The sequence below is a fragment of the Pseudonocardia sp. T1-2H genome, from assembly GCF_038039215.1.
Classification (GTDB): domain Bacteria; phylum Actinomycetota; class Actinomycetes; order Mycobacteriales; family Pseudonocardiaceae; genus Pseudonocardia.
Window position 1 is genome coordinate 716,196 of the sequence record NZ_JBBPCL010000001.1, and the last position, 26,732, is coordinate 742,927.

24 protein-coding genes and 1 pseudogene are annotated in these 26,732 nt (G+C 75.4%); 20 read left to right on the forward strand and 5 right to left on the reverse strand.

The features are described from left to right. Positions 1 to 72: 72 nt before the first annotated feature. The 6 genes from WBK50_RS03600 (at position 73) to WBK50_RS03625 (ending at position 9,343) form a co-directional block, all read left to right on the forward strand. Complete coding sequence (locus tag WBK50_RS03600) at positions 73 to 1,470, forward strand: UvrD-helicase domain-containing protein (protein ID WP_341334219.1); 1,398 nt, start codon at positions 73 to 75, stop codon at positions 1,468 to 1,470. Between the two features lie 457 nt (positions 1,471 to 1,927). Continuing rightward, positions 1,928 to 3,598, forward strand: a complete 1,671-nt coding sequence (locus WBK50_RS03605; protein ID WP_341334220.1) for a PD-(D/E)XK nuclease family protein — start codon at positions 1,928 to 1,930, stop codon at positions 3,596 to 3,598. 195 nt (positions 3,599 to 3,793) lie between these two features. Continuing rightward, a complete protein-coding gene (locus tag WBK50_RS03610; protein WP_341334221.1) occupies positions 3,794 to 4,000 on the forward strand; it encodes a hypothetical protein in 207 nt (68 codons plus the stop codon). A gap of 52 nt (positions 4,001 to 4,052) precedes the next feature. Beyond that, a complete protein-coding gene (locus tag WBK50_RS03615) occupies positions 4,053 to 4,733 on the forward strand; it encodes a glycoside hydrolase family 16 protein (protein ID WP_341334222.1) in 681 nt (226 codons plus the stop codon). Between the two features lie 32 nt (positions 4,734 to 4,765). Next, entirely contained in the window at positions 4,766 to 8,137 is a 3,372-nt protein-coding gene (locus tag WBK50_RS03620) for an ATP-dependent helicase (RefSeq protein WP_341334223.1), read from the forward strand. A gap of 99 nt (positions 8,138 to 8,236) precedes the next feature. Next, entirely contained in the window at positions 8,237 to 9,343 is a 1,107-nt protein-coding gene (locus WBK50_RS03625; RefSeq protein WP_341334224.1) for a saccharopine dehydrogenase family protein, read from the forward strand. Between the two features lie 14 nt (positions 9,344 to 9,357). Here the strand turns inward: WBK50_RS03625 and WBK50_RS03630 are convergent, their stop codons facing one another. Then, positions 9,358 to 9,747: a DoxX family protein gene (locus WBK50_RS03630; RefSeq protein ID WP_341334225.1), complete on the reverse strand. Its 390-nt coding sequence runs from the start codon at positions 9,745 to 9,747 to the stop codon at positions 9,358 to 9,360. 160 nt (positions 9,748 to 9,907) lie between these two features. On the opposite strand from WBK50_RS03630, the gene WBK50_RS03635 reads away from it, so the two are divergent. Further along, the gene (locus WBK50_RS03635) at positions 9,908 to 10,906 is read left to right on the forward strand and encodes a potassium channel family protein (RefSeq protein ID WP_341334226.1); all 999 of its coding nucleotides are present in this window, start codon (positions 9,908 to 9,910) and stop codon (positions 10,904 to 10,906) included. A 132-nt stretch (positions 10,907 to 11,038) separates the two neighbouring features. Here the strand turns inward: WBK50_RS03635 and WBK50_RS03640 are convergent, their stop codons facing one another. Then, a complete protein-coding gene (locus tag WBK50_RS03640) occupies positions 11,039 to 11,212 on the reverse strand; it encodes a hypothetical protein (protein ID WP_341334227.1) in 174 nt (57 codons plus the stop codon). A gap of 127 nt (positions 11,213 to 11,339) precedes the next feature. Between WBK50_RS03640 and WBK50_RS03645 the strand changes: the two genes are divergently transcribed. From WBK50_RS03645 to nudC, 9 genes and pseudogenes are all read left to right on the forward strand, one after another. Continuing rightward, the gene (locus tag WBK50_RS03645; RefSeq protein ID WP_341334228.1) at positions 11,340 to 12,182 is read left to right on the forward strand and encodes an exodeoxyribonuclease III; all 843 of its coding nucleotides are present in this window, start codon (positions 11,340 to 11,342) and stop codon (positions 12,180 to 12,182) included. 50 nt (positions 12,183 to 12,232) lie between these two features. After that, complete coding sequence (locus WBK50_RS03650) at positions 12,233 to 13,624, forward strand: aldehyde dehydrogenase family protein (RefSeq protein WP_341334229.1); 1,392 nt, start codon at positions 12,233 to 12,235, stop codon at positions 13,622 to 13,624. A gap of 124 nt (positions 13,625 to 13,748) precedes the next feature. Then, positions 13,749 to 14,492 carry a DUF4142 domain-containing protein gene (locus tag WBK50_RS03655; RefSeq protein ID WP_341334230.1) on the forward strand — a complete coding sequence of 248 codons (744 nt, stop codon included), beginning with the start codon at positions 13,749 to 13,751 and terminating at the stop codon, positions 14,490 to 14,492. Between the two features lie 4 nt (positions 14,493 to 14,496). Continuing rightward, complete coding sequence (locus tag WBK50_RS03660; protein ID WP_341334231.1) at positions 14,497 to 15,120, forward strand: class F sortase; 624 nt, start codon at positions 14,497 to 14,499, stop codon at positions 15,118 to 15,120. Positions 15,121 to 15,214: 94 nt separating this feature from the next. Next, positions 15,215 to 16,452, forward strand: a pseudogene (locus WBK50_RS03665) (aldehyde dehydrogenase family protein). Positions 16,453 to 16,490: 38 nt separating this feature from the next. Then, positions 16,491 to 16,757 carry a hypothetical protein gene (locus WBK50_RS03670; protein ID WP_341334232.1) on the forward strand — a complete coding sequence of 89 codons (267 nt, stop codon included), beginning with the start codon at positions 16,491 to 16,493 and terminating at the stop codon, positions 16,755 to 16,757. A 10-nt stretch (positions 16,758 to 16,767) separates the two neighbouring features. Next, a complete protein-coding gene (locus tag WBK50_RS03675; RefSeq protein ID WP_341334233.1) occupies positions 16,768 to 18,075 on the forward strand; it encodes a M16 family metallopeptidase in 1,308 nt (435 codons plus the stop codon). Continuing rightward, positions 18,072 to 19,466 carry a M16 family metallopeptidase gene (locus tag WBK50_RS03680; protein WP_341334234.1) on the forward strand — a complete coding sequence of 465 codons (1,395 nt, stop codon included), beginning with the start codon at positions 18,072 to 18,074 and terminating at the stop codon, positions 19,464 to 19,466. Before WBK50_RS03675 ends, WBK50_RS03680 begins: the two co-directional genes overlap by 4 nt. Then, positions 19,463 to 20,473, forward strand: a complete 1,011-nt coding sequence (nudC, locus tag WBK50_RS03685; protein WP_341334235.1) for an NAD(+) diphosphatase — start codon at positions 19,463 to 19,465, stop codon at positions 20,471 to 20,473. The genes WBK50_RS03680 and nudC overlap by 4 nt, the downstream gene beginning before the upstream one ends. Before the next feature lie 67 nt (positions 20,474 to 20,540). On the opposite strand, the gene WBK50_RS03690 is transcribed toward nudC, so the two are convergent. Further along, positions 20,541 to 20,786 carry a mycoredoxin gene (locus WBK50_RS03690; RefSeq protein WP_341334236.1) on the reverse strand — a complete coding sequence of 82 codons (246 nt, stop codon included), beginning with the start codon at positions 20,784 to 20,786 and terminating at the stop codon, positions 20,541 to 20,543. A 123-nt stretch (positions 20,787 to 20,909) separates the two neighbouring features. Here WBK50_RS03690 and WBK50_RS03695 point away from each other — a divergent pair, with 123 nt between their 5' ends. The 4 genes from WBK50_RS03695 (at position 20,910) to WBK50_RS03710 (ending at position 24,232) form a co-directional block, all read left to right on the forward strand. Further along, entirely contained in the window at positions 20,910 to 22,976 is a 2,067-nt protein-coding gene (locus tag WBK50_RS03695; protein ID WP_341334237.1) for an ATP-dependent DNA helicase UvrD2, read from the forward strand. A gap of 160 nt (positions 22,977 to 23,136) precedes the next feature. Continuing rightward, complete coding sequence (locus tag WBK50_RS03700) at positions 23,137 to 23,397, forward strand: hypothetical protein (RefSeq protein WP_341334238.1); 261 nt, start codon at positions 23,137 to 23,139, stop codon at positions 23,395 to 23,397. 243 nt (positions 23,398 to 23,640) lie between these two features. Continuing rightward, positions 23,641 to 23,934 (forward strand): WhiB family transcriptional regulator, encoded by a 294-nt coding sequence (locus WBK50_RS03705; protein ID WP_341339280.1) that lies wholly within the window; start codon positions 23,641 to 23,643, stop codon positions 23,932 to 23,934. A 67-nt stretch (positions 23,935 to 24,001) separates the two neighbouring features. Beyond that, positions 24,002 to 24,232 (forward strand): hypothetical protein, encoded by a 231-nt coding sequence (locus WBK50_RS03710; protein ID WP_341334239.1) that lies wholly within the window; start codon positions 24,002 to 24,004, stop codon positions 24,230 to 24,232. A 125-nt stretch (positions 24,233 to 24,357) separates the two neighbouring features. On the opposite strand, the gene WBK50_RS03715 is transcribed toward WBK50_RS03710, so the two are convergent. Then, entirely contained in the window at positions 24,358 to 25,683 is a 1,326-nt protein-coding gene (locus WBK50_RS03715; RefSeq protein ID WP_341334240.1) for an ABC1 kinase family protein, read from the reverse strand. Further along, positions 25,680 to 26,687 carry a hypothetical protein gene (locus WBK50_RS03720; RefSeq protein WP_341334241.1) on the reverse strand — a complete coding sequence of 336 codons (1,008 nt, stop codon included), beginning with the start codon at positions 26,685 to 26,687 and terminating at the stop codon, positions 25,680 to 25,682. The genes WBK50_RS03715 and WBK50_RS03720 overlap by 4 nt, the downstream gene beginning before the upstream one ends. Positions 26,688 to 26,732 lie beyond the last annotated feature (45 nt).

Below are 26,732 nucleotides of genomic sequence, written 5' to 3' on the forward strand. Positions count from 1 at the left end.
ATCGTGCCAGCCCGGTCCGACGATTCCGGAGTCCGCGGCGGAACTGTCGGTGTCGCGTGGTCGAATCGACACATGGCCCGGACGGAGAGCGCACCCGCAGGCGGCCGGGTCGTGCCCCGGCCCGGTCCGCTCCTCGTCCGCGCGCCGCGGCCGGAGGTCCGCGTCCCCCGGTGGGACGAGCAGGCCCGCGCGGTCCTGGAGCACGATCGCGGCCCGCTGCGGGTGGTCGGCGGCCCGGGCACGGGGAAGACCACGCTGCTGCTCGAGGCGGTGGCGAAGCGGGTCCGGGAGGGGGTGGACCCGGAGCGGATGCTGCTGCTCGTCGGGAGCCGGCGGGCGGCCGTCGAGCTGCGCGAACGCCTCACCGGGCTGCTGCACGGCGGGCTGCCGGATCCGGACGCGCTCGACGCGCGCACGTCCCGCGAGCTGCTCGCCCGCACCGTGCACTCCTACGCTTTCGGCATCCTGCGCCTGCACGCCGCCCGGAACGACGACCCGCCGCCGCGGCTGCTCGCCGGCGCCGAGCAGGACGCCGTCGTCCGGGACCTGCTCGGCGGGGAGCTGGCGAACTGGAACGGCAGCGTGCCGGACTCGGGCTGGCCGGAGCGGCTGCGCCCGGCGATCGGCCTGCCCGCCTTCGCGAACGAGCTGCGGGAGCTGCTGCTGCGCGCCGCCGAGCGCGGCCTCGGCCCGGAGGAGCTCTTCACCCTGGGCGAGCGGCACGAGATGCCGGAGTGGGTGGCCGCCGGGCGGTTCTTCCGCACCTACGAGCACGTGATCCTGCTGCGCGGCGCCGCGGGCCGGGGTGCACCGCAGGCCACCGCGCCCGCGCTGGACTCCGCGGAGCTGGTCTCCGCCGCGCTCGACGCGCTGGCGTCGGACCCGGAGCTGTTCGCGGCGGAGGGCCAACGGGTCCGGCACCTCTTCGTGGACGACGCGCAGGACCTCGATCCCCAGCAGATGGAGCTGGTCCGCGTGCTGGCCCGCACCGCGCAGAGCACCCTGCTCGCGGGCGATCCGGACCAGGCGGTGCTGAACTTCCGGGGTGCCGATCCGGGCGGGTTGCGGGCGGTCGAGGCGCCCACGGCGGTGCTCACCGTCGATCACCGGCAGGCGCCCGCGGTGCGCGCGGCGTCGGCGCGCCTGGCGCGCAGCCTGGCCGGATCGGGGAGGGGCGGGTACGCGTCCCGCCGCCGGTCGACCCGGGCGCACCCGAGCCGGATCCGGGGTCGGTGCTGGTCCGGGTGTTCTCCTCGCCGGCGGCGGAGGCGGGGTGGATCGCGGACCAGCTCCGCCGCGCCCACCTCGTCGAGGGGGTGCCGTGGTCGGCCATGGCGGTCCTGTCCCGCTCCGCGCGTCGCACGCTGCCCGCGCTGCGCCGGGCCCTGGTCGCGGCCGGAGTGCCGATCGCCGCGCCGCCGGACGAGCTGCCGCTGGCCCGCCAGCCCGCGGTGCTGCCGCTGCTGCTGATCCTGCGCTGCGCCACCCGCCCGGACGAGATCGACGCGGACGTCGCGACGGCCCTGCTCACGTCGTCCCTCGGCTCGGGGGACCCGATGCGGATGCGGCGGCTGCGCCGGGGCCTGCTGAAGCTGCACGCCGCGGCCCGGACGTCGCGCCGCGCGGCGGAGCCGCCGCTCGATCCCGATCCCGGGAGCGGAAGCGACATCCCGGGTGTCTCCGGCTCCCGGGACCGCGACCAGGGCCGTGGGCCGGTCGGTGAGGGCCCCGCGTCCGCCGCCGACGACCCCGTCCCCGACGACGCCGAGCGCGCCGGGAGCGACCCCCTGCTCGTCGATGCCCTGCGGTCCGCCGCGGGAGGCAGGCCGGACCCGCTGACGGCCCTTCCCCCGGGGACTCCGCGCCCCTGCGGGCGGTCTCCCGCCTGCTCGCCACGGCCGCCGGCGCGATCCGCGAGGGGCAGAGCGTGGAGGAGGTGCTCTGGCGGGTCTGGCGGCAGTCCGGGCTCGCCAAGCGCTGGGGCGAGGCCAGCTCCCGCGGCGGCCCCGTCGGCGCGCACGCGGACCGGGACCTGGACGCCGTCCTCGCCCTCTTCGACGCCGCCGCCCGCTACACGGACCGGCTGCCGGGCGCGGACGTCGAGGGCTTCACGTCCTACCTCACGGACCAGCAGCTGCCGGGGGACACGCTCGCGGACCGCGCACCCCGCGGGGAGGCCGTCGCGCTGCTCACGGCGCACGCGGCGCGCGGGCGGGAGTGGGAGGTCGTGGCGGTGCCGAGCGTGCAGGAGGGCAGCTGGCCGGACCTGCGGCTGCGCGGCAGCCTGCTCGGCAACGAGCGCCTGGTGGACCTGGTCGCGGGGGTCGCCGAGCCGGCGGGCGCGCACGGGACGGTCTCCCGGGTCGCGCCGCTGCTCGCCGAGGAACGTCGGCTGTTCTACGTCGCGTGCTCCCGGTCGCGGTCGCGGCTGCTGGTCAGCGCGGTCCAGGGGGAGGACGAGCAGCCCTCCCGTTTCCTGGACGAGCTGGACCCGGTGCCCGCCACCGCGCTGGAGGGGCGGGCGGTGCACCGGCCCGGCCGCGCCCTGGTGCTCGCCGAGCTGGTCGGCGAGCTGCGCCGGGCCGTCACCGCGCCGGACCACGGTGATCCGGAGGCGGCCGCGAGCCGGGCCCGCGCGGCCGCCCAGCTCGCCCGGCTCGCCGCCGAGAACGTGCCCGGCGCGCATCCGGACGAGTGGTACGGGGTCGCGCCGCCGTCGTCGGACGCGCCGCTGCGCGCACCCGGGGCGCTGGTCCCGGTCTCGCCCTCGGACATCGAGCTGATCAACTCCTGCCCGCTGCGCTGGGTGCTGCAGCGCCACGGCGGGGACGAGACGGGCGCGCTGTCCGCGGTCACCGGCTCGCTCGTGCACGCGCTGGTCCAGGCCGGCGCGGCCGGGGCGGATCCTGCCGAGCTGGAGGCCGCGCTGCGCACGGCGTGGGACCGGCTGGACGCGGGCGCGCCCTGGTACGGCCGCCGCGAGCTGGCGCGGGTGCGGGAGATGCTCGCCGGGTTCGACCGCTGGGTGGCCGAGAGCCGGGCCGAGGGGCTGCGGCTCGTCGCCGTCGAGCAGGCGGTGCAGTTGGACATCGCGGCCGAGCCGGACATCGCGGGGGACGACCCCGGGAACGACGGCGCCGGGACGGCGGAGGAGCCGCCGATCCGGCGCAGCGTGCGGCTGCGCGGCCGGGTGGACCGCCTCGAGGTCGACGCCGAGGGCAGGCCGGTGGTCGTCGACGTCAAGACCGGGAGGACCGCGGTCAGCGCGAAGACGGCCGCCGAGCACCCGCAGCTCGCCGTCTACCAGCTCGCGACGGCCCTGGGCGCCTTCTCGGACCTGGTCGGGGCGCAGGCACCGCCCGGGGGAGCGCGGCTCGTCTACGTCGCGGACCGCTACGCGTCGGGCCGGCCCAAGGAGCCGATGCAGGAACCCCTGGACTCCGAGACGGCCGCCGAGTGGCGGGACGTCGTGTGGCGGTGCGCGGAGGAGACGTCCGGCACCGCCTTCGTCGCGCGCGTCGGGTCGGACTGCGAGCGTTGCCCCGTTCGGAGTAGTTGCCCTGCGGTGTCAAGCGGCCGTTCGGTCGTATCAAGTTAGGCCACTCGTGAGGCAACCTTCCGGGCTCACGCCGCCTGCCTCCTTTCGTCGCTTCTAAGCCTCCGACCAGCGAAAACGTGGCAGGCGATGATCGTCGGACGGGGTACGGTGGCCCGGCACCGAGGCGCTCCCCCGAACCTCGCGCGGCCGTTCTCCCCCGGCCGCCTCCTCGGCGCCAGAAGGAGGCGGTCCCCCGTGTTCTACCCTCGTCCGCGCGCACTCGGCGCGGGCCTGGTCGTGGCCCTCGCCGCGCTGCTCACCGGCTGCGGCAACGCGCCCGAGCTTCCCGACGGGCCCCGTCTCCCAGGGGCAGGTGCTGTCCGCGCCCACCACCACCGCCGCCGCGCCCACCCCGGCGCCGACGACCACCGCCGCGGCACCCACCACGACCGCCCCGCGTAGCACCACCAGCCGTCCGCCCCGGACCGGTACCACCAAGCGCACGCCGGTCGCCGTGCCGGCCGCGGCCGAGGCGGATCCCGTCGCCTGGCGGCCGGCCGGCGGGGACGAGTTCAGCGGGGCCCTCAACGAGGGCACCTGGAGCGCCTACGACTCGAAGGGCGGGTTCGGCAACGGCCTGCGCAAGCCCGAGGCGGTCAGCCAGGCGGGCGGGCTGCTGACGATCACCGGCAAGGCCCACGAGGGTGACGGCGTCTCCGGCGGCGTCCGCTACGCCGCCGGGCAGCTCTACGGCCGCTACGAGTTCCGGGCCCGCACGGACCGCGGCAAGGGCTTCAGCGCGGCGATCCTGCTCTGGCCGGACTCCGAGCAATGGCCGGAGGACGGGGAGCTGGACATCATGGAGGCCCCGACGCCGAACCGGGACGTCGCGCACACCTTCGTGCACTACGCGGTCGGGGACTCGGACCGTTCCGTGCACGGCGCTCACGCAGGGGACTACACCCAGTGGCACACCTTCCGGATGGACTGGCTGCCGGACCGGATCACCTGGTACGTCGACGGGGTCGAGCGCTTCGAGACCACGGACAAGACGGTCATCCCGACGAAGCCGATGCACCCCACGATCCAGCTGGACCAGGGCCCGAAGGCGAACTGGATGGACGGGCCGGACGAGTCGACGCCGGACGAGGTCAAGCTGCAGGTGGACTGGTTCCGCATCTCCAAGGCCCCCTGATTCCTGTCGGTGCCGTCGGGTAGACAGGGCGTGTGACGTCGACGGAGGTGGCCCTCGAGCCTGCGGTTCTCTCGCGGGCCCTCGGCCTGCCCCCACCCACCCCCGAGCAGGCCGCGGTGGTCGCGGCCCCGCTCCGTCCCGCCCTGGTCGTGGCCGGCGCGGGGGCCGGGAAGACCGAGACCATGGCCGCCCGCGTGGTCTGGCTCGTCGCCACCGGGCAGGTGCTGCCCGAACAGGTCCTCGGCCTGACGTTCACCCGCAAGGCCGCGCAGCAGCTCGGTGCCCGCGTCCGGTCCCGGCTGCGTCGCCTGGCCGGCTCCCCGCTGCTCGACGAGCTGGACCCGGGCGGCAGCCTGCGCGCCGCGCTGCTCGCGGGCGAGCCCACGATCTCCACCTACCACGCCTACGCCGGACGGCTGGTCGGCGAGCACGCGCTGCGGCTGCCGACGGAGCCCGCGTCCCGGCTGCTCGGGGAGACCGCGGCGTGGCAGCTCGCCCACCGCGTCGTCTCCACCTGGGCGGACGACCTGGACGTCGACCGCGTCCCGGCCACCGTCACCGGCTACCTGCTCTCGCTCGCCGGTGAGCTGGGGGAGCATCTCGTCGAGCCGGAGGACGTGCGCCGGCACGCCGAACGCCTGGTCGCGCTGATGGAGAACGCCCCCCGCGGGAAGGGGCAGAAGGCCGAGCCGTCGCAGGGCTACAAGGCGTGGATGGCCGCCCAGCGGCTGCGCGTCGAGCTGCTACCCCTGGTGGAGGCGTTCGCGTCGCGCAAGCGGGCGGAGCGGGCGATGGACTTCGCGGACCAGATGGCGATCGCGGCGAAGGTCGCGCAGAGCCGACCCGAGGTCGGGGAGATCGAGCGCTCGCAGTTCCGGGCCGTGCTGCTCGACGAGTACCAGGACACGGGCCACTCGCAGCGCGTCCTGCTGCGGTCGCTGTTCGGCCGGGTGCCCGGCACCGAGCCGCGGGACGAGTCGCTCTCCGTCACGGCCGTCGGGGACCCGTGCCAGTCGATCTACGGCTGGCGCGGGGCGAGCGCGGGGAACCTCGCCCGCTTCCGCACGGACTTCCCCCAGCCGGACGGGAGCCCCGCCGAGGAGTACGGGCTGCTCACGAGCTTCCGCAACCCGGCCGAGGTGCTCACGCTGGCCAACGCCGTCTCCGCGCCGCTGCGTGCGTCGGGCGGGGGCACCGACCCCGGGGCAGTCGCCGTAGGCGAGCTGCGGCCGGGGCCCGCGGCCCGCCCGGGAGACGTCCGGATCGCGTTGCTGCCGGACGTCAACTCCGAGGTCGCCTGGCTGGCGGACGGAATCGCGGGGCACTGGCACGGCCGGGTCGACGCGGGCGAACCCCCGCCGACGGCGGCGGTGCTCGTCCGCCGCCGCTCGGACATGGACGCGATCGCGGTCGCGCTGCGGGAGCGCGGGCTGCCCGTCGAGGTCGTCGGGCTGGGCGGCCTGCTGGACACCCCCGAGGTCCGGGACCTGGTCAGCGCGCTGCGGATCGTCGCGGACCCGCTCGCCGGGCCCGCCGCCGTCCGGCTGCTGACGGGTGCGCGGTGGCGGCTCGGCGTCGCGGACCTGGCGGCGCTGTGGAAGCGGGCGCGCGAGCTCGTCCCCGCCCTGCCGGCGCGTCCGGGGCCGCTGTCCCCGGCGGAGCTGGCGCTGGGCGCGCTGCCGGGCGAGCAGGCCGAGCAGGCCGGGCTCGTCGACGCGCTGGACGACCCGGGGGACGCCGAGCGCTACTCCGCGGCGGGGTTCGAGCGGATCCGGCGGCTGGCCCGCGAGCTGTCCTGGCTGCGCTCCCGCGCGTCGGCGCCGCTCACGGACCTGGTCGCGGACGCGGAGCGGATCCTGCTGCTGGACGCGGAGAGCGTCTCGCGTCCGGGGCCCGTCGGACGCGCCCACCTGGACGCGTTCGCGGGTGTCGTGGCGGACTTCGCGGCGGGCGCGGAGGTCGCGAGCCTGCCCGCGCTGCTGGACTACCTGGAGACCGCCGAGAAGGCGGAGGACGGGTTCTCCCCGGGCGAGGTCGAGGTGGCGCCGGACCGGGTGCAGATCCTCACCGTGCACTCCGCGAAGGGTCTGGAGTGGGAGGTCGTGGCCGTCCCGCACCTCGTCGCGCAGGTCTTCCCCGGCCGAAAGATGTCCGGCAGCTGGCTCAAGGACCCGTCCGAGCTGCCCGTCCCGCTGCGCGGGGACGCGGACGACCTCCCCGGCCTCTACCTGCCGCCGGCGCCGGACCGCAAGCAGGTCGAGCAGGCCCTCAAGGAGCACGACGCCGGGCTGGACGCGCGGCGGCTCGTCGAGGAGCGCCGCCTGTTCTACGTCGCGCTCACCCGCTCCGAGCACGTCCTGTTCTGCTCCGGGCACCGCTGGGGCGCGACGGGGGAGAAGCCGCGCCGGCCGTCGGTGTTCCTGGAGGAGCTGCGCGAGGTCGTCGGCGACATGGACGCTTCGCGTGGGACGGGCGTGGAGCAGTGGGCTCCCGAGCCCGAGCCGGACGACGTCAACCCGGTCACCGCCGAGATCGTGACGGCCGAGTGGCCGGTCGATCCCCTCGGAGCCCGGTCGCCGGACGTCCACGCGGGTGCCGAGATGGTCCGCGAGGCCTTGCGGACGCGGGAACGGGCCAAGCGAGCGGAACGCCGCCGCTCACGGGAGCCCGAGGAACCGCAGCTCAGCCTCGAGCTGGACGATCTCGAAGCACCGGAGGAGCCCGACCCCGAGGGCTGGGCCGCGGACGTGGACGTGCTGCTGGCCGAGCGCGCCGCCGCGGCGGCCCGGCCGTCGGTGGCGTTGCCCGCGCAGGTGTCGGTGAGCCAGCTCGTCGAGCTCGCCGCGGACGCGGACGCGCTGGCCGCCGGGCTGCGCCGGCCGCTCCCGCTCCCGCCGAACCCGCACACCCGCCGCGGCACGGCCTTCCACGCCTGGCTGGAGCAGCGCTTCGGCGCCGAACGCCTGCTGGACCTCGACGAGCTGCCCGGCGCGGCGGACGAGGACGCCGTGGGGGACGACACGCTGGTCGAGCTGCAGGAGGCGTTCCTCGCGTCCGCCTGGTCGGACCGGGTGCCGGTGGAGGCCGAGGTCCCGTTCGAGACGGTGCTGGCCGGGGTCGCGGTGCGCGGCCGGATGGACGCCGTGTTCGCGGACCCGGACGGCGGCTACACCGTCGTGGACTGGAAGACCGGCGCGGTCCCGGACGACGCGCGGCTGCCCGCGGTGAGCGTGCAGCTCGCGGTGTACCGGCTGGCCTGGGCCGCGCTGGCCGGGGTGGACCCGTCGACGGTCCGGGCGGCCTTCCACTACGTCCGCCCGGACGTCACGCTCCGGCCCGCGGACATGCTGGACGCGCCCGGGCTCCATGCGCTGCTCCGGTCCCTTCCGGAGGCCGGGGAGTAGACATCGGGGCCGGCCCCGGACCACGGCGAATCCCGCGATTCCGCCCGGGACGGCGCCTCGAACCGCATCGCGGTTCGAGGGAGCCCTACGCTCGCGCTCGTGACCGGAAAGATCGTGCTGTTCGGAGCCACCGGCTACACCGGTGGCCGCACCGCCGAAGCCATGGTGTCCCGGGGCCTCGCGCCCGTGCTCGCCGGCCGGGACCCGGCGAGGCTCGACGCGCTCGCCGCCCGGCTCGGCGGACTGGAGACGGCCCGGGCGGACGTCACCGACGTCGCGTCGGTGCGGGCGCTCGTCGGGGGAGAGGACGTCCTGGTCAGCACCGTCGGGCCGTTCGCGGAGCTCGGCGGCGCGGCCCTGGCGGCGGTCGTCGAGGCGGGCGCCGTCTACCTGGACTCGACGGGCGAGCCGCCGTTCATCCGGGAGGTGTTCGAGCTCCAGGGGCCCGCGGCCGAGCGCAGCGGTGCCGCGCTGATCCCCGCCTTCGGCAACGACTACGTGCCCGGGGTCCTCGCCGGTGCCCTCGCGCTCCGGGACGCGGGGGCGGAGGCCGACCGCGTCGACGTCGGGTACTTCATCGCCGGCGGCGGCCGCGGCCAGCCGTTCTCCCGCGGCACCCTGGACTCGCTGATCGGGGTCGCGACGGAGCGGGCGTACGCGTGGCGGAACGGCGGGCTGACGGCCGAGCCCACCGGCGCCCGGATGCGCTCGTTCGACGTCGCCGGCCGGCAGCGTCCGGGCGTCACCATCGGTGCCACCGAGCAGTTCGCGCTGCCCGCGCTCGCCCCCGGTCTCTCGACGGTCGACGTCTACCTGGGCTGGTTCGGCCCGGCGAGCCCGGTGGTGCACGCGGCCAGCCGGCTCGCGCCGTTGCTGGACAGGGTCCCGGCGCTGGGCCGCGCCGCGACGCGGGTGGCCCGGCTCGCGGCGTCCCGGGCGTCGGCGGCGCCGTCGGCGGAGAACCTGGCCCGCAGCACCTCGCACTTCGTCGCCGAGGTCTTCGACGCCACCGGCGCGCTGCTCGCGCGCACCCGGCTCGTCGCCCCGGAGGCCTACGCGATCACCGCGGACCTGCTGGCGTGGGGCGCGGGCCGGGCGCTCGAGGGCGGGGTGCAGGGCCCCGGCACGCTCGACCCGGTCGCCGCCTTCGGGCTCGACGTGCTGGAGAAGGGTGCGGCCGAGGCCGGGATCGTCCCCGAGGGCTAGGAAGCGACCCGGCGCTACCGGCGGGCCCCCGGAGGACGGGCGATCCGGAGCGCCCAGAGGACCAGCGGGACCTGCAGCGGCAGCCGGCCGTAGGCGATCGCCCGCTCCGGCGCGGAGCGATCCGACCAGCGCAGGGCCATGGACACGTTGGCCGGCAACACGGCGACGAACAGGGCCGCGGCCGCGTACCCGCCGAGCTTCCGGGTGCGCGGCACGGCGAGCGCGGCGGCGATGCCCAACTCGGCGACCCCCGACGCGTACGTCCAGGAGCGCGGCTCGCCCGGCAGCGACCTCGGGACGATCGCGTCGAAGAAGCCCGGTCGCGCGAAGTGCCCGACCCCGGAGACGCCCAGAAGCCCGGCGAGCGCCGCCGCGGGCCGGAATGATCTCGATCGGCTGCTCATCGCGGCGATCCTGCCACCGCCGCCACGTCGCGCCGGGCGAGGGACTCCGACGAGGGGCGGGTCACCTACGCGAGGGGGACGAACGGCCGCTAGTCTCCGCGCCGTGCGTGGTCGGCCGAGCCGTACTCCCGTCGATCAGCAGATCGTCGGGGTCATCCGCATGCCCGACTCCGCCGAGAGCCCGGTCTTCTCACTCGTCAAGCGGCTGTTGATCGCCCTCGCCGCCCTCTTCGGCGCGGCGCTGATCGTCTACATCGGTCGTGACGGCTACGTCGACAACAACGGTGAGGGCGCGATCTCGTTCAACGACGCCCTCTACTACGCGACGGTGTCGCTCTCCACGACCGGCTACGGGGACATCGTCCCGTACACGGCCACCGCCCGGCTGCTCACCACGGTCGTCATCACGCCCCTGCGGCTGCTCTTCCTCATCGTCCTCGTCGGTACCACCGTCGAGCTGCTCACCGAGCGCTCCCGGCAGTCGTTCCGCATCCAACGCTGGAGGTCACGCGTGCGCGACCACACCGTCGTCGTCGGCTACGGGACGAAGGGCCGGGCCGCGGTCGAGACGTTGCTCGGCGACGGTGCGGAGCCGGACCACATCGTGGTCGTGGACACCGACCGTGCGCAGCTCGACGCCGCCTCCGCACTCGGCCTGGTCACCGTCACCGGCAACGCCACCCGGTCGTCCGTGCTGCGGATCGCCGGTGCCCACCACGCGTCGGCGATCATCGTGGCGACGAACCGGGACGACACCGCCGTGCTGGTCACCCTGACCGCGCGCGAGCTCGCGCCCAAGACCCGGATCGTGGCGGCGGTGCGGGAGTCCGAGAACGTGCACCTGCTGCGCCAGTCCGGGGCGACGTCGGTGATCGTCTCGGCGGAGACGGCGGGCCGGCTGCTCGGGGTCGCCACGCGCACGCCGAGCGTCGTGGAGGTCGTCGAGGATCTGCTGACGCCCGACGCCGGATTCGCGATCAGCGAGCGCGAGATCGAGGAGTCCGAGGTCGGGGGCTCGCCTCGGCACCTCGCCGACATCGTGCTGGGCGTGGTCCGCGGGGAGAAGCTGCACCGCGTCGACGCGTCCACCGTCGACGCCCTGGAGCGGGGGGACCGGCTCCTCTACGTCCGCAAGGCGAGCCCCGCCGACGAGGACTGAGCCCCTCGGGCCCGGGGGAGCCGGAGCTCGAAGGCAGCCCGCTCCGCACGATCCGGTCCCCGCGCGTATCCGGAACTCGCCCGCGGCCGCCGCCCCCCGGGCCGTCCCGGTAGATCGTGCCGTCGCTGCCGGTCACGAACGCGAGGACGTCGGGCTCTCGACCTGACGGACGAGCTCGCCCTGCCGCACCCCCTGCTCGACGAGCTGGGCGGCGACGGCGGCGCGGGCCTGCAGCCGGGTGTCGAGGTCGGACCTGGTCTGGGCGGCCACGAGGACGTCGGTCAGCGCGCCGACGACCAGCAGCACGACGGCACGCTGGCGGTCTTCACCGGCACCCCGACCGAGAACGGCGCGGTCCTGAAGGCGGAGACCTCCCGGACCCTGCCCGCCACTCGCTGACGGCCCGGGAGCACACCCCGTAGGGTCGACGACCGTGCGTCTGGCGACCTGGAACGTGAACTCCGCGAAGTCCCGGCTCCCGCGGCTCCTGCCCTGGCTCGACGAACGGGCCCCGGACGTCGTCTGCCTGCAGGAGACCAAGCTGTCCGACGCGGACTTCGCGGAGACCTTCGACGCGGTGCTCGCCGAGCGCGGCTACCAGGTCGCCCACCACGGGCAGGGCCGCTGGAACGGGGTCGCGCTGCTCTCCCGGGTCGGCCTCGACGACGTCGTGCGCGGCCTCCCGGACGAGCCCCGGTTCCCGGACGAGGACTCCGCGCCGGACGCCCGCGCCGTCACCGCGACCTGCGGGGGACTGCGCGTGACCTCGGTGTACGTGCCCAACGGCCGCACCCCGGAGGACCCGCACTACGCCTACAAGCTCCGCTGGCTCGACGCCCTGCGCACGATGGTCGCGGCCGGCGACACCGTGACCACGGTCGTCGCCGGGGACATGAACATCGCCCCGACCGACGCGGACGTGTGGGACCCGGACCTGTTCGTCGAGTCCACGCACGTCACCAAGCCCGAGCGGGACGCACTCGCCGCCCTGCAGGCGACCGGCCTGCGCGACGTCGTGCGGGACCGCTGGCCGGACGAGCGCGTCTTCTCCTACTGGGACTACCGCGCCGGCCGCTTCCACAAGGACCTCGGGATGCGGATCGACCTGGTGCTCACCGGGCAGGTGGCGACCGAGCGGGTGCAGGCCGCCTGGATCGACCGCAAGGCGCGGAAGGGCACCGGCCCGAGCGACCACGCACCGGTGATCGTGGACCTGGACGAGGCACCGGACGGGGACATCGGGCCGGTCGTCCCGCCGCCCAGCGCCCGGCGGTGACCCGGGCCCGCCCGGGCGGTTGAACTCCCCGGGGGCGGGTAGCACCTGGCGTGACCGACATCGTCGAGCGCCCCCTGGTCGACCCGTCCGACCGTGTCCTCACCGTCCTCGACCCGCGCACCGGCGAGGTCGCCACGGAGCTGCCCGTCGCGGACGAACCCGCCGTCGCCGACGCGCTGACCTCCGCCCGGGCCGCGCAGGCCGGCTGGGCCCGGACCCCCGCCGCGGAACGGGGTGCGGCGCTGCGGGCCGCGGCGGCCGCGGTGCGTGCCGCGGCGGACGAGCTGGCCGAGCTCAACACCCGGGAGACCGGCAAGACCCCCGACGACGCCCGGGGCGGGATCGAGGCCGGAGCCGGCACCCTCGAGCAGTACGCCGAGCTGGGGCCCGTCCACCGCGGCCGCAGCCTGCAGGGCGGGTGGGGCGCGACGGACCTGATGGTCCCGATGCCGCGCGGCGTCGTCGCCGTCCTGACCCCGTGGAACGACCCCGTCGCCGTCGCCGCGGGCCTGCTCGGCGCCGCGCTCGTCACCGGCAACACGGTCGTGCACAAGCCGAGCGAGCGCTGCCCCGCGACGGGCCGCCGGTTCGCCGAGATCCTCGCGGACCACCTGCCGGACGGCGTCCTGCGCATCGTGGACGGGGACGGCACGATCGGCGCGCGGCTGGCCCGCAGCGACGAGGTCGACGTGGTCGCGCACGTGGGGAGCACGGCGGCCGGCCGGGCGATCGCCGAGTCCTGCGCCCGCACCGGCGCCCGCGCGCTGCTGGAGAACGGCGGCAACGACCCGATGATCGTCGACGCCGGGGCGGACCCGGCCTGGGCCGCGGAGCAGGCCGCCCTCGGGTCCTTCGCGAACGCCGGGCAGATCTGCGTCTCCGTCGAGAGGATCTACGTGCACCGGGACGTCGCCGAGCCGTTCCTCGCCGAGCTGACCGCCCGGGCGGGGGAGTGGGCGGACCGGATCGGTCCGCTCGTGGACCGCCGGCAGCGCGACCACGTCCACGACCACGTCCGCGGTGCGCTGGCCGAGGGCGCCGAGCTTCGCGCGGGCGGCGCGCTGCCGGACGGGCCGGGTGCCTACTACCCGCCGACCGTCCTGACCGGCTGCACGCCCTCGATGGCCGTGCTGCGCGAGGAGACCTTCGGCCCGGTCGCACCCGTCCGCGTCGTCCCGGACTTCGACACCGCACTCCGCGAGGCCGCCGACGACCGGTACGGGCTGGCGGCGGTGGTGCTGACGGCGGACATGGGGCACGCCCAGCGGGCCTGGCGGGAGCTGCCGGTCGGGACCGTGAAGATCAACGCGGCGTTCGGGGGAGCCCCCGGGGGCGCCGCCCAGCCGCGCCGGGCGAGCGGGCAGGGCTTCGGCTACGGGCCCGAGCTGCTGGACGAGATGACGACCACGACCGTCGTCCACATCGCACCTCCGGGCCCGTGAGGTACCCCTCCGACCGCTGGTCCGAACGGGTGAGGACACGATCCACCTGATGGGGGTCGCCGAGTTGCGCGGCGCCCTCGCACCGCGATACTCAGCGGCCGTGAGCACACCTCGGGGGAACCACATGACCAGTCGCTCGGCCCGCCTCACGGCCGGAACCATGCTCGTCGCGGTCGCGCTGACCGGGGCCGCGGCCTGCTCGTCCGGCGATCAGGCGCCGGCCGCCCCGACGCCGGGCGCGGTCGCGCCGCCGAACCCGGGGAATGCCGCAGGTCAGCCGACCGACGCGACCCGCCAGGCGTTCGGCCAGGCCAACCAGGGGGCGCTCGCCCTGGTCGCGCTGGGCGGCCTGGGCACGGACAAGGGCGTCGGCGAGCAGGTCCAGGGCCTCGCGCCGGACGTGACCAGCCAGGGGCAGGCGTTGCTGGACCAGGTCAAGCAGGCCGCCACGGCGCAGGGCGTCGCCCTCGGCGACCAGCTCGACGCGCAGGCGCAGGCCGTGGTCACGGACCTCCAGTCCCGCTCGGGCCGACCCTTCGACGCCGCCTGGCTGCAGGCCGCGACCTCCGTCATCGATCAGGCCCGCGCCGCTGCCGACGCCGTCCTGAACGACCCGAACGCCTCCCCGGAGGCGAAGACCGCGGCCCGGAACGCGCTCGCCAAGCTGGACGAGCTCGCCGCGCAGGTCCGGTCGGCGTCCTCGTCGGCGGGGGCCTCGACGCCCGGCTCGGTGAACGCGGGCACGGGCGGCCAGGCCGCATCGTCCGCGGAGAGCGCCCCGGTGCTCCCGCTCGCCGTCAGCGGGCTCGGCATCGTGCTGATCGGTGGCGCCGCCGCGTGGACGCGCCGCTCGCGCTCCGACGCCTGACCCGGTGGTCCCGCGGCGCCGGTGGCCGGCCGCGCTCCTCGCCCTCTGCGGGGTGGCGCTCCTGGTCACCGGCGTCGTGCTGTTCGTGAACGGGCGCCGAGACCCGCGCGTCGAGGCGACGTCCGTCGGCGACGTCCCGGTGGTGACGACGAGCGCGTCCGCCGCACCGCGGGCCTTCGGCGGCGACGTCCCCGTCCGGCTCGACCTGCCCGGCCGCGCCGTCACCGCGCCGGTCGTGCCCGTCGGCACCGGCCCGGACGGCGCGCTCGTCATCCCGGACCCGCCGCAGACGGTCGGCTGGTGGGCACCGGGAGCGCTGGCGGGTTCGGGTTCCGGGACGGTCGTCGTGGCGGGGCACGTGGACTCCCGGCTCGAGGGGATCGGCGCGTTGGCGGTCCTCCCGGACCTGACGGTCGGGGAGGACGCCGTGCTGACCGGCGAGCGCGGCACCGTGCTGCGGTACCGGGTCGTCGCGCGTCGGGAGTTCGTCAAGGCCGCGCTGCCGCCGGACACCTTCGACCGGACAGGCGCGCCGAGGCTCGTCCTCATCACCTGCGGCGGCCGCTTCGACAGCACGGTCCGCAGCTACGAGGACAACATCGTCGTCTACGCCGAGCCCGTCCCCTGACCGCTCGCGCACAGGTCGACGGGTCGACGCCCAGGTCCCGACCTGGGCGCGAGCGCGTGAACCCGTGCCTGGGCGGGGCCGTAATCTGGGCGGTGTGAGTGCCGAAGAGTTCGAGGCCGTCCGTACCTCCGCGCAGCGGGCCGCCGCAGCCGCGCCGGGGGTCCGCGCCGCGGGGGGACCGGCCGTCGACGCCGCCCTGCGGGCCGCCGCCGAGCTGCTCCGCAGCCGGGCCCCGGAGCTGCTGGCCGCCAACGCCGCGGACGTCGACGCCGCCACCGCCGCCGGTATGGCCGCCGGCCTGCTGGACCGCCTCCGCCTCACCCCGGAGCGCCTGGCGGACATGGCGACCCAGCTCGACGTCCTCGCGGACACCCCCGAGCCGGACGTCGAGCGGTTCGTCCGCACGCTGCCGTCGGGGGAGCGGGTGTTCGAGCGGCGCATCCCGGTCGGGGTGATCGGCGCGGTCTTCGAGGCGCGCCCGAACGTGACGATCGACGTGGCCTCGCAGGTCCTCAAGGCCCGCAGCGCCGCCGTCCTGCGCACCGGGTCCGCCGCGCTGGGCAGCGCGACCGCCCTCGTCGAGCTCGTGATCGCGCCCGCGCTCGAGGCGCACGGCATCCCCGCCGCGGCCGTCCAGCTCGTCCCGCTGCCGGGGCACGCGGGCGCCGAGGCGCTCGTCGGGCTGCCGGACCTGGTGCCGCTCGTCGTCGTCCGGGGCAGCGGGGAGGTCACCCGCAAGCTGTCCGCGCTCGGCGCCGCCGCGGGCACCCGCGTCCTCGCCCACGCCGACGGCGGCGGGGTGCTCTACCTGGACTCCAGCGCGGACGACGCGGTGGTCGAGCGCCTGGTGCACGACAGCACGGACCGGCTCGGCGTCTGCAACCGGCTGAACCTGCTGCTCATCGACCGGCCCGTCTACGACCGGCTGCTGCCCGTCGCGGAGAAGGTGCTGCGGGGCCGGGGGATCGAGCTCAGCCTGCCCCGCACGCGCACGCCCTGGGCCACGAGTGGGCGCTCGACTCCGGCAACGAGGCGCACGTGACGGTCGCGCCCGTCGACGGCGCGGTCGACGCGGCCCTCACCGCCGCGCGCGAGACGTCCGGGCTGGCGGCCTGTGTCTGCGCCGAGGACGAGGCGGTCGCGCACCGTTTCCTCGACGCCTACACCGGTACCGGCGCGTTCTGGAACACCCCGACCCGCCTGCTCGACGGGTACAAGCTGCTCGGCCTGCCCGAGACCGGGATCAACGTGGACCACACGCCCGGGCCGCGGGGCCCGGTGACCTACCCGGACCTGGCGCTGCGCCAGTTCGTGGTGCTGCCGCCGGTCTAGGGTCGGTCCCCGGCGTTCTCCCGGGAGGAGCCACCCTGGTGGACGCCTACGCGCACGCCGCCTTCCCCGAGCTCGAATCGTTCTCCACACCCTGGCACGCGGTGTTCTGCAGCGGCTTCGCGGCGACCCCGGGCGCCGTCGAGATCGAGCAGACGGTCGGGCCGGGCGCGGGGGCCTGGCTGGCCTGGTGGCGGGGATCCTCGCGCTCGTCGTCGCCGTCGTGCTGGTCGCGGGGGCCCGGTCCGCGGAGCGGCGTCCGGGCTGACCACCCCGTCCGCGGGCGGATCGTCGGTCTGCCGGGCTAGGGTCGGATCCGTGTCAGCGACAGAACTTCACCGGGCGACCCTGCCGAACGGGCTGCGGGTGCTCCTGGTCCCGGACCCCGCCACCCCCGTCGTCGGTGTCGCCGTGCACGTGGACGTGGGCTTCCGCTCGGAGCCCGAGGGGCGGACGGGGTTCGCGCACCTGTTCGAGCACCTGATGTTCCAGGGCAGCGAGAGCCTGGAGAAGCTGGCGCACTTCCGGCTCGTCCAGGGTTCGGGCGGGATCTTCAACGGCTCCACCCACCAGGACTACACGGACTACTTCGAGGTCCTGCCCGGCGCGGCGCTCGAGCGTGCGCTGTTCCTCGAGGCGGACCGGCTGCGCGCACCGAAGCTGACCGAGGAGAACCTGCGCAACCAGGTCGACGTCGTCAAGGAGGAGATCCGGCTCAACGTGCTGAACCGGCCCTACGGCGGGTTCCCGTGGATCCTCCTGCCGCCGGTCCTCTACGACACGTTCCCCAACGCGCACAACGGCTACGGGGACTTCTCCGAGCTGGAACAGGCGAGCCTCGACGACGCCGCCTCCTTCTTCGACACCTTCTACGCCCCGGGGAACGCGATGGTCACCGTCCACGGTGACTTCGGGTCGGCCGGCGGGGTCGACGGGGTGATGGCGCTCGTCGAGAAGCACTTCGGGGACATCCCAGCGCGGCCCACCCCGCTGAGGCCGTCGTTCGGCGAGCCGGTCCCGGGCAGCGAGAAGCGGCAGTCCGTGCCGGACGCGCACGCCCCGCTGCCGGCGCTCGCCGTCGGCTACCGGGTGCCGGATCCCACCACCGACCTCGACGGGTACCTGGGTCACGCGCTGCTCGCGTCGGTCCTGGGCGACGGCGAGGCGGCCCGCCTGCAGCGCCGGCTGGTGCACGCGGACGGGCTGGTCACGGACGTCTCCGCCAGCAACGGCCTGATGGGCGGCCCGCTGGACGCGCGGGACCCGGACACCTTCACGATCACCGCGGTGCACCCCGGGACCGTGGACCCGGACCGGGTGCTGGGCGCGATCGACGAGGAGCTGGACAAGCTCGCCGCCGAGGGCCCGAGCACGGACGAGCTGGCCCGCCAGTCCGCCCGCTGGGCCGCCGCGCTGCACCACGAGGACGACCGGGTGATGTACCGGATGCTCGGCCTCGGCGCGCGCGAGCTGCTCTACGGCCGCGCCGAGATCGCCACCGAGCTGCCCGCCCGGATCGCCGCCGTCACCCCTGAGCAGGTCCGCGCCGCCGCAGGGGCACTGCGCTCGGCCGGACGCGCCGTGCTGCTCGTCGAACCCGCCGCCGGAGAGGAAGGGGACGCGTGAGCGCGCCCACCACGCACCGCACCGCCGAGGAGATCGGCCGCACCGAAGCGGGGCCCCGGCCGCTGCCGCCGCTGGGCGAGACCCGCGAGGTGCCGCTCCCGGACGTCACCACGACGACCCTGCCCAACGGCCTGCGCGTGCTCGCCGCGCGCCGCTCCGGGGTGCCGATGGTCGAGATGCGGCTGCGGGTCCCGTTCGCCGTGCCCGGGGACACCGCGGACCCGGCGTTCACCGCCCGGGCCGAGCTGCTGTCGTCGACGATGCTCACCGGCACCGCCACCCGGGACCGCGTCGGCATCGACGACGAGCTGGCGTCCGTCGGCGCGGACCTCGGCGTCGCGGTCGATCCCGAGCGGATCCTCGTGCACGGCTCCGGCCTGGCCGCGGGCCTGCCCGTGATGATCGGCGTGCTCGCGGACGTGCTCACTGCCGCGGCCTACCCGGATCCCGAGGTCGTCCGGGAGCGCGAGCGGCTCGTCGAGCGGATCAGCGTCGCCCGCGCCCAGCCGAGCACCGTCGCCCGGGAGGCGCTGCAGCGCAAGCGCTTCGGCTCCCACCCGATCGCGCTGGAGATGCCGACGGGGGAGGCCGTGGCCGCTGTCGAGGCCATCGAGGTGCGCGCCCTGCACAGGGCGGGCGTCGTCCCGCGGGGTTCCACCCTGGTGCTCGTCGGGGACATCGACCCGGACGCGGCGATCGCCGCCGTCACCGAGCAGCTGGCCGGCTGGACGTCGTCCGCCCGGGCCCACGAGCTCGGTGCCCCGCCGATGCCCGCGCCGAGCGATCTCGAGCTCGTCCACCGGGCCGGGTCCGTCCAGTCGCAGCTGCGGCTCTCGGCGCCCGCGCCGCGCAGGGAGGACCCGCGCTACGCGGCCTTCCAACTCGCCAACCTGGTGTTCGGCGGCTACTTCTCCTCGCGCTGGATGGAGAACATCCGCGAGGACAAGGGCTACACCTACAGCGCGCACTCGGGCGTCGAGTTCCTGCCCGGCGGCGCCGTGCTCGGGGTGGAGACGGACGTCGCGAGCGACGTCACGGCCGCCGCGCTGCTCGAGACGCGCTACGAGCTGGGCCGGATGACGGCCGTCCCGCCCACGGTCGACGAGATCGACGCCGCCCGCCGCTATGCGATCGGCTCGTTGCTGATCTCGCTGGACAGCCAGGGCGGCCTCGCCTCCACCCTCGCGGCACTGGACGCGGACGGCCTGTCGATCGACTGGCTCCGCGAGCGCCCGGTCCGGCTCGAGGCGGTGACGCCCGAGGAGGTCGCGGAGAGCGCGTTGGAGTTCTACGCGCCCAGCCGGTTCACCGGTGTGGTCGTGGGCGATGCCGAGGTCGTCGGGCCGCGACTGCGGGCCCTGGGCGGGATCAGTACGGGAGGAATCGCGTGACGAAGGCTGCAGGAGACTTCCAGCTGGTCCAGCCGCCCGTGCTGTCCCGCTCCGCGGTGGCGCGGGACGAGCCGCTGCGTCTGGACGTGGAACGGCAGAAGGCGGGCTGGCCGAACGCCCGGGTCGTCGTCGTGGACGAGAAGGGCCGCACGCCCGTCGAGTGGACGACACCGCCGCCCAGCGCGTTCCGCGAGGGCGACGCCGCGGCGTGGGACGCCGCCACCGGGACCGGTGCGCGGCTCAAGACGCGCGCGGCCCGGGACGTCGCGGACGCCCCACCGGCCGACGCGGTGGTGCTCGGCGAGGAGGACGGCGTCGCCTACTGGGCCATGCGCGGCGGCCCGGACCTCGTCGCCGGGGACGACCCCTCGGAGTGGACGGACCTGCGCGCCGTCGGCGCCGAGCTCGACGCGCTGGGCGCCGGCCTGCTGACCGGTGCCGTCGCCGTCCTGAACTGGCACGACGCCGCACGGTTCTGTTCCCGGGACGGCTCGCCCACGGTCCCGCACAACGCGGGCTGGGCGCGCCGGTGCACCGCGGAGCAGCACGAGGAGTACCCGCGCACGGACCCGGCGATCATCTGCCTCGTCCACGACGGGGCGGACCAGGTCCTGCTCGCCCGGCAGCCGGTGTGGCCGCAGGGGCGCTACTCGGTGCTGGCGGGCTTCGTCGAGGCCGGCGAGTCGCTCGAGGCGTGCGTGGCGCGGGAGGTCGGCGAGGAGGTGGGCCTGGACGTCACGGACATCCGCTACCTCGGCAGCCAGGGCTGGCCCTTCCCGCGCTCGCTGATGGTCGGCTTCCACGCCCTGGCGGACCCGTCGCAGCCCCTGCGCCCCGCGGACGGCGAGATCGAGGAGGCCATCTGGGTCACCCGCGCCGAGCTCAGGGAGGCGATGGAGAAGGGCGACTGGGCGGCACAACCGGAGCCCGGGCAGCGCCTCGTCCTGCTCCCCGGCAGCATCTCGATCGCCCGGTCGATGCTCGAGTCCTGGGCAGCGCAGGGCTGACGGGCCCGGCCCCGTATACGCGTTGCGGGCCCACGCACGACGTGGGCCCGCAATCGTGCTCGGCCGCTCAGGCGGCGGCGGCGAGCTTCTTCTTGACCTCGGCGAAACTCGGGTTCGTCGCGGTGGTCTCGTCCGGGAAGAGGACGGTCGGGACGGTCTGGTTGCCGCCGTTCACACCCTCGACGAACCGCGCCGCGTCCGGGTTCCGCTCGATGTCGATCTCGCGGTAGGCGATCCCCGCCTCGTCGAGCTGGAGCTTGAGACGGCGGCAGTAGCCGCACCACGTCGTCGAGTACATCGTCAGCTGAGCCATGCCTCCTACAACGCGCCGCGCCCGAGGCAGCCTTCCGGCCACCATTGTGGCGTGGCTCACTCGTCCGCACACGCGTTCGAGACCCTGCCTCCGACTGTCGGGGGCGCCTGTCAGGATGGCCGGGTGACCGAGACGCTGCTGGACACCCGACTGGACGAGGAGCAGACGGCGGCGGTCACGGCTCCGCGCGGCCCGGTGTGCGTCCTTGCGGGGGCCGGCACGGGCAAGACCCGCACGATCACCCAGCGCATCGCGCACCTCGTCCGGCAGGGGCACGTCGCGCCCGGCCAGGTCCTCGCCGTCACCTTCACCGCGCGCGCCGCCGGCGAGCTGCGCACCCGGCTCCGCGCGCTCGACGCCTCCGGGGTCCAGGCTCGCACCTTCCACGCCGCCGCCCTGCGCCAGCTGCGCTACTTCTGGCCCCGCGTCGTGGGCGAGGAGCGGCCGTGGCAGCTGCTGGACGGCAAGCTCCGGCTCGTCGGCCAGGCCGCCGCGCGGGCGAAGGCCGGCACGGACTCGGACTCGCTGCGGGACCTCGCGAACGAGATCGAATGGGCCAAGTCCAGCCTGATCACCCCGGAGGACTACCCGGCCGCGGTGGCCAGGCTGCGCCGGGACGTGCCGGGCCCGGCCGAGCAGGTCGCCCAGGTCTTCGCGGGCTACGAGCTGCTGAAGAACCGCGCCCAGGCCCTGGACTTCGACGACCTGCTCCTGCACGTCGCCGCCGCCCTCGAGGAGCACGGCGCCGTCGCCGAGGAGTTCCGGGACCGCTACCGCTGCTTCGTCGTCGACGAGTACCAGGACGTCACGCCGCTGCAGCAACGCGTGCTCGACGCCTGGCTCGGGGACCGGGACGACCTGACCGTCGTCGGCGACGCGAACCAGACGATCTACACCTTCGCCGCCGCCACCCCGCGGTACCTGCTGGACTTCCCGCGCCGCTTCCCGGAGGCCACCGTCGTGCGGCTGACCCGGGACTACCGGTCCACGCCGCAGATCGTCGCCGCCGCCAACACCGTGATCGGCGCCGCCCGCGGCCGGGTCGCGGGGAGCCGGCTGAAACTCGTCGGCCAGCTCCCGCCGGGACCGGACCCGGACTTCTCCGAGCACGACGACGAGCCCGCCGAGGCCGCGGCCGTCGCCGCCAAGATCCGCCGGTTGATCGCCGACGGCACCCCGGCCGGCGAGATCGCGATCCTCTTCCGGATCAACGCCCAGTCCGAGGCCTACGAGCAGGCGCTCACCGAGGCGAAGATCCCGTACCAGGTCCGCGGCGGCGAACGCTTCTTCCTCCGCCCCGAGGTGCGGCGGGCGATGATCGCGCTGCGCACCGCCGGGGCGAGCGGGCAGGACACGGACCTGGTGGACACCACCCGCCGCGTCCTCGCCCAGATCGGCCTGAGCGACGAGCCGCCCCAGGGCGCGAGCCAGCGCGCGCAGTGGGAGTCCCTGCTCGCGATCGTCGGGCTCGCGGAGGAACTCGTCGCCGTCGAGCCGGAGGCGGACCTGCGCCGGTTCTCCCTGGAGCTGCAGACCCGGGCGGACGCGTCGCACCCGCCGGTCGTCCAGGGCGTCACCCTCGCGTCGCTGCACGCGGCGAAGGGCCTCGAATGGGACTGCGTGTTCCTGGTCGGTCTCGTCGACGGGACGCTGCCCATCCAGCACGCGGAGGGCGACGAGGCGGCGATCGAGGAGGAGCGGCGGCTGCTCTACGTCGGCGTCACCCGGGCGCGGCGCGTCCTGCGCCTGTCCTGGGCGCTGTCCCGCTCGCCGGGGCGCGGCAAGCACCGCCGGCGCAGCCGCTTCCTCTACGGCCTCATCCCGGACGAGCATCCGGCCTCACGGATCCCGCAGGGCGGGCGGCCGTCGGAGGGCGGGGTGAAGCCGCGTTGCCGGATCTGCGGCGGCCCCCTCATGGGGACGGACGCGATGAAGCTCCGCCGCTGTGGGGACTGTCCGTCCGATGTGGACACCGAGCTGCTGGACCGGCTCCGGGAGTGGCGCAGCGAGGAGGCCAGAGGGCAGGGGGTCCCTGCCTACGTCGTCTTCACCGACGCCACGCTCACCGCGATCGCCGAGCACCGGCCAGCGGACGTCGCGGCGCTCGTCGGCATCCCCGGGATCGGCGCCCGGAAGCTGGACCGGTACGGCCCGGCCGTCCTTGCGCTGGTCAGCGAGGCGAGCGAGTGATTCCGGCGACTCAGAAACTTCTTCTCGAATCAATGGATTAAATCGGTTGTGCCGCTCCGAGCAGTCCTTCTAGTCTCTTCACACGGACGGAACACGGCAGCCCGTCCTCCGGCATGACACGACCCGAACGACACCGATCCGCAGACAGGAGGTGGGCGACATGGAGACCAACACGATGATCACCGGCAGCACCGGCTACACGTGCGCGGTCGTCCCCGTCCCCGCCTTCGCGGGCACGGCTGTCGTTCGCGGTCGCGCGGTCCTTCTCGGTGGCGTCTCCACCGTGACCGGACGTGTCCGCATCGCGGGCGTGCGTCGGGTCGAGGAGCAGAAGTGGGTGCCGCTGACGATCGATTCCCCGCGCCCGCACAAGTCCACAAGTGTGTCCGTTCCAGGACAGCTGCATCGACATCGAACGTAGCTGCGCACCGGCCGACGAGTTTCGGGGCCGCGGAACCCACACCAAGGGGTCCGCGGCCCCTTTTTTGTGTCCAGAACAGCACCGGTTCACCAGATGGAACAGCAAGTCCCCTCACCACAAGGACGTCTCTCACCCCAGGAGGTAGTGGTGCTAGTCAGATCAACCCCGTTCGACGGCGGGGGCTCGGCGGCCGGGCTGAAGGACGACGACCTCGTCCCGAACCCTCTCGACCGGCTCGGTGGCCTGCTGAGCGCGGTCCCGGAGACGGAACTCGACCTGCCGTGCCGCAGCGGCGACGCCGACCTCTGGTTCGCGGAGTCCCCCGCGGAGCTGGAGCGGGCGAAGGGCCTCTGCGCCCGGTGCCCCATCAGGAGCGAGTGCCTCGCCGGAGCACTGCGGAGGGAGGAGCCCTGGGGCGTGTGGGGCGGCGAGATCTTCGAGCGGGGCGCCGTGGTCCCGCGCAAGAGACCGAGAGGCCGGCCGAGCAAGGCCGACCTCGCCCGGGACAGGGCCTGGGCCGCGACCGCATCCGCCTGACCCACCCGAAAGGCGCGCTCGACACCGACCGCTCCCCGGGGCAGATCACCGATCAAGGAGACCTCCGATGAACGACCTCACCTTCCGCACCCGCCCGTCCGACACCCGCGTGCCGACCCACACCTCCCTGGAGAACGTCATGTTGCTCGAAGAAGCCCTCGCCCGATCACGACAGCACGACGCCGAGGAGGCCGCGCGCAGATATCGCCAGGCGCGCGAGCTGACCGCGGGACGCCTCTGGACCCGGCTCGCGGCCTACGCCGCCCGCCGGGCCGAGCGCGCCCGCGTGACCGGCTGACGTCGTCCGGGCCCGCGGCGGCGGGTGACCCGGCGACGTGGTGCGCCACGTCGCCGGGCCCCCCGTCGCGGTACGAGGAGACGCCCGTCCGGATGCGCTACCGCCTGGGCGGGCGTCGTCGTGTCCTAGGTGACGGCGTCCGCCTCGAACAGCTCCGGCTGCCAGTGCCCCACGATCCCGCGCAACGGCACGTCCGCCTCGAGCTGGCAGAGCACCCCGAGAGTGCCGAGCGTGACCCGGTGCACCAGCAGGTACTGAGGCGGGAGGTTGAGCGCGCGCCCGGTGTCGAACTCCGGACTGCGCAGGTCCCCGACCCGTCCCGCCTGTGCCTGCAGCCACGCCCGGGTGAACCGGAACCGCTCGGTGTGCAGCGGCTCGGTGAAGGGCGCCAGGTAGCCGAGCGCCTCCGCCGCGGTGATCTCCGTGCCCGCGCGGACGAACCCCTCGCTGCGCATGAGGTCCATCAGGTCCTCGGGCCGGTTCTCCAGCGCGAACTTCGTCATCTGCACCAGGGGCCCGGGCAGGCCCTCCGGCAGCCGGGCCACCGCGCCGTAGTCGACGACGAGCAACCTCCCGTCGTCCAGGATCTGGAAGTTCCCCGGATGCGGGTCCGCGTGCAGGAGGTGGGCCCGGTACGGCGCGGAGTAGTGGAACGCGGCCAGCCGCGCGCCCGCGTGGTCCCGCTCCTCGGCGGTACCGGAGCGGATGACGTCGGACAGCTTCCGCCCGGCGACCCACTCGCTGACCATGGCCTTCGGCGCCGACGCGACGACGGCCGGCACCTTGATCTCCGGGTCGCCGTCGAACACCGCGGCGAACGCCCGCTGGTTCGCGGCCTCGTCCCGGTAGTCCAGCTCCTCGACCATCCGGTCCCGCAGCTCCGCGATGAGTGGTTTGATCTCCATCCCGGGGGCGAGCGGGGCCAGCAGCCGGCTCATCCGGGACAGTTGCCGCAGGTCGGAGACCAGAGCGGCCTCGGCGCCCGGGTACTGGACCTTCACGGCCACCTCGCGGCCGTCGCGCCAGACGGCCCGGTGGACCTGGCCGATGCTCGCGGCGGCCGCCGGGGTCTCGTCGAACTCGCGGAACCGGGCGCGCCAGCCGCGGCCGAACTGCTCGGCCAGCATCCGGTGGACGTCCGCGCTCGGCATCGGGGGCGCCGCGGTCTGCAGCTTCACCAGCGCGTCGCGGAACGGCTCCGCCATCTCGTCGGGCACCGCGGCCTCGAAGACGCTCAGCGCCTGGCCGAACTTCATGGCGCCGCCCTTGAGCTCGCCGAGCACGGCGAACAGCTGCTCGGCGCTCTTGGCCACCATCTGCGCGGAGATCTCCTCACGATCCCCGCCGGCCATCCGGCGACCCCATCCGGCCGCGGCCCGCCCTGCCGCCCCGAGCGGCAGGCTCGCGAGCTTGGCCGTTCGTGACGCCGTACGGCGTGGGATGTCGCTCACCTCATGATTGTCTCCCGAAGCCGCGGACTCGGCCACGTAGCCGACGTCGCACCGGCCCCGCAAGGGCAGTCCGGGTGCGCGTCCCACGGCCGGCGCTTGACGGTGCCGGCGCGGGCGTCGAGTTCCAGGGTGGCCCCGATCGACGGCGGGGCCGGGGCGCCGCCCGAGGGACCGTCGAGCGCCGCGAGCGCCTGCGCGGCGCCGAGCGCGGCGGTGGCCGCGAGCGTCGCCGGGTCCGCGCTGCCGCACCTGCCCGCGAGCTGCGCGGCGATCTCCGGCCAGGCCTCGTCGCGCTGCGCCCGGCTGAGTTCCACGCATCGCACGCACGGGGTCCGGCCCAGCAGCACCAGCGGTCCGACGAGCCCGAGACCGTCCCTGACCAGCACCGGGAGGTGGTCGGTCCGGTTCGCGAGCAGCCGGGTGACGACGAGCGGATCGGGCACGACGGCGTCCGCCAGCACCACGAGATCCGGGCGGAGCCCGCGCGGCGGAGGCCCCGTGCACGCCTCCGGCGCGACCCGGCGCACGACGTCGGCGAGGGCCTCGGACCGCAACCGGCCGACGTCGGCGTCCATGTACCCGCACCCCACGTCCGAGCCCGGGACCACCCCCGCCGAGGCGACGTGCACGGTGCCGATCCCGCACCGCGCGAGCGCGCCGGCGATCCCCGCGGCGAGCGGGCCGTCGCCGCGCACGACGACCGTGCCGCCCGCACGGTGGCGTGCGACACGTTCCGGTTCCGCGGCGTCGACGAGCGCACCGGCGTCGAGCAGGTCCCGCAGGAGCGACCGGGCGTCGTCCGGCGGGACGCCGCGGGCCGTGGCCCCGGCCAGCCAGGCCTCGGTCGCCACGGGCGCGACGAGCCCGTCGAGCAGCAGGGCCAGCGGTTCGGCCAGGTCGTCGACGGCGAGCGAGCGCGCGGGGTCCAGGCCGATCCGGCGGCCGTGGCCGGCGTGGGTGAGCAGAGGGAGGTGCGGGGCGAGGACGATCCGGGGCGGCAGCACGGGACCCACCGTCCCCGCCGTCGTCGCGCGGCGCGAACGACCGTC

Bases quoted from the DNA above. Each gene is read 5' to 3' on its own strand.
- WBK50_RS03700 (WP_341334238.1), top strand. From the start codon at position 23,137: ATGGAGACCAACACGATGATCACCGGCAGCACCGGCTACACGTGCGCG.
- WBK50_RS03630 (WP_341334225.1), bottom strand. From the start codon at position 9,747: ATGAGCAGCCGATCGAGATCATTCCGGCCCGCGGCGGCGCTCGCCGGG.
- WBK50_RS03710 (WP_341334239.1), top strand. From the start codon at position 24,002: ATGAACGACCTCACCTTCCGCACCCGCCCGTCCGACACCCGCGTGCCG.
- WBK50_RS03600 (WP_341334219.1), top strand. From the start codon at position 73: ATGGCCCGGACGGAGAGCGCACCCGCAGGCGGCCGGGTCGTGCCCCGG.
- WBK50_RS03690 (WP_341334236.1), bottom strand. From the start codon at position 20,786: ATGGCTCAGCTGACGATGTACTCGACGACGTGGTGCGGCTACTGCCGC.
- WBK50_RS03635 (WP_341334226.1), top strand. From the start codon at position 9,908: ATGCCCGACTCCGCCGAGAGCCCGGTCTTCTCACTCGTCAAGCGGCTG.
- WBK50_RS03655 (WP_341334230.1), top strand. From the start codon at position 13,749: ATGACCAGTCGCTCGGCCCGCCTCACGGCCGGAACCATGCTCGTCGCG.